The following is a 2,639-nucleotide window of genomic DNA, read 5'->3' as shown; positions in this document are numbered from 1 at the left end:
CCCGCAGGCAGCGCCTGCGGGGGTATATTTATGCGTTCGCCCGTTCGCCGTGAACGGCGGCACGTTGGGATTCGGGGTCCGATCCACTGCGCCAGAACAACGCCTGGACCCGATCCGCGCCACGGGTCGAAAGACGCGAACCACGGCGGCCCGGGGTGGTGGGATGGCCAGGAACCCACTGTTGGATGGCGCGCCGGGGAAGGGCCGGGCCTCGATTTTTTCCCGAAAATTCGGGCGTTTGTCGCTCGCTGCACGGCTACCGTCCCAACCATCGGCCGTGGCTGCGGCAGGCGGCGAACTCCTGCCCACCGGTTCCGGATCCCGCCGGTCACCCCGCCGGTGATCGTGCGGTCAGCGGCCCGTCGACGCACTGGCTGGCACGTGCGCGGGGTAGCCCAAGAGAGGCACACCACGATCCGAAGTCGCATATATTCGCGATCATGCTAAGATCTATCAGCAGAGATGGACGTGACCATCGGATTACGGGGAAGTAACAACGATCGGGCATGAGGATCGTTCCCCATGCCGCAGTGCCCTAGCCACCAGGTCCGCACCCGGCACAGCACTGCACACCGCTGCCGCCTTGCACATCGACAAGGTCTTGCCGCATGGCAAACGGCACCGGAAGACGACCAGGGCCCGGAGCACACCGGGACCGCGAGCCGGCAGAAGCCCGGCGGCGCGAGTCGTATCGCCACCTAAGCGCGACTGAACCAGCCAAGGGGCACCCCTGTCACGGGTACCCCTGGCCTTCCCATACCCGGGATGAACGCAACGAATGAGCACCGAACGAAAACTGGCAGAGGGGAAGTGGTTGATGGGCCAGGCTTGTGCGCGTCAGCTAGGACTATTTCCCGCGGCAAACGCCCCGCGGGACCAGACGTGCAGGACCATGTGCCGGCATTGTGAGGTCTTACGGCCGGCACAGTTTCTCATCATCGTCTATTGAGGAGGTGGCGCATGGATCATCCGAAATGGTGCAGTTCAGCGCCGTTGTTGTTGTATTGCTCCTGCTGTTCTTCTACGGCGGGACGTTCTTGATTTCCACCCGAATCGGGAAAAAAGAAGAAAACGCCGACGGCTACATGACCGCCGGCAACAAGATCGGATTCGGAATTTCCGCGGCCAGCATGACCGCGACCTGGATTTGGGCGTCGTCGATGTATGCCTCGGCGACCTCGGGCTACACCTACGGAATCTCCGGCCCCATCCACTACGGCTTGTGGGGCGCGTTGATGATTCTGTTCATCTACCCCTTCGGCAAGCGGATTCGCAAGGTCGCGCCGCGGGCCCACACCCTGGCCGAGGTCATGTATGCCCGCCACGGCCGCTCCAGCCAGCTGATGCTGGCCGGTTCCAACGTCGTCGGTTCGCTGATCAGCCTGATGTCGAACTTCATCGCCGGCGGCGTGCTGATTTCGATGCTCTCGCCGTTCAACTTCATCCAGGGCGTGCTGTGCGTGGCCGCCGGGGTGCTGCTGTACACGCTGTGGTCCGGTTTCCGGGCCTCGGTGCTCACCGACTTCGTACAGGTCATGGCGATGCTCGGGGCGGTTGCGGTGCTGGTGCCGTTCATCTTCTTCGCCGCGGACTTCCCGGCGGCCTTTGAAACCGGTGCGGCGAACCTGAGCGCCGAGCAGTCCAACTTCTTCTCCTCCGAGGCGTTCCTGAACCAGGGCGCGCCGTACATTGCCGCGGTGCTGGCCTACGCGATCGGCAACCAGACCATCGCCCAGCGACTCTTCGCGGTGCGTGAGGACCTGATCAAGCCCACTTTCATCACCGCCACCGTCGGCTACGGTGCGATGGTCATCGGCGTGGGCATGCTCGGTGTGCTGGCCCTGTACCTGGGCTTCGAACCCACCGGCGGGGACATGAACAACCTGATCCCGGAAATGGCGGCGAGCTACCTGCCCGGCGTGCTGCTGGCGGTGTTCTTCATCATGATCATCGGCGCGCTCTCCTCGACCGCCGACTCGGATCTGGCCGCGCTGTCCTCGATCATGATGGCCGACGTGTACGGCCAGAACGTGGCCGGCAAGGCGAAGGCCAACCCGAAGACCATGCTGCTGGTGGGGCGGATCACGATGGTTGCCGCCACCGCGCTGGCGGTCATCTTCGCCAGCCTGCAGCTGAACATCCTGGACCTGCTGGTCTTCGTCGGCGCACTGTGGGGCGCCTGGTGTTCCCGGTGCTGGCCAGCTTCTACTGGGGCAAGGTCACCAACAAGGCGTTCACCACCGCGGTGCTGGTCGCCCTGACCGTGTTCATCCCGGTGCGCTTCGAACTCATCCCGCTCAACGGGTTCACCGGGCTGCTGGTGGAACTGCTTGCGGTGCTGGGCATCGGGGTGGTGCTGGGGCTGATGTGCTTCGGCTTCTTCGGGATCCGGGCCGCAAAATCGTCGGCATCACCTCCGCGGTGGTGGCCGCGCCGTTCTGCTTCGGCTTCCTGCGCGACTACACCACCCTCAGCGCCTCGCTGGTGGCCTACTCGGTGAGCACCATCGTGTGCTACCTGATGTCCTTCCGCTCCAAGATGGACTTCGACTTCTCGCTCATCGCCGAACGCACCGGCGACTTCGATGCGGAGGCGGAGATGGCGGCCGAGGCCAAGAAGGCGCGGCTGGCGCACAGCGC

1 pseudogene is annotated in these 2,639 nt (G+C 64.3%); it reads left to right on the top strand.

From position 1 onward, the window contains the following. Window positions 1–974 precede the first annotated feature (974 nt). Window positions 975–2,639, top strand: a pseudogene (locus JCM19049_RS11375) (sodium:solute symporter family protein); the annotation flags it as partial.

Source organism: Arthrobacter sp. JCM 19049 (assembly GCF_001310435.1).
Note: the sequence above shows the minus strand (reverse complement) of the source record. Positions and strands in the feature narration are given on the sequence as shown.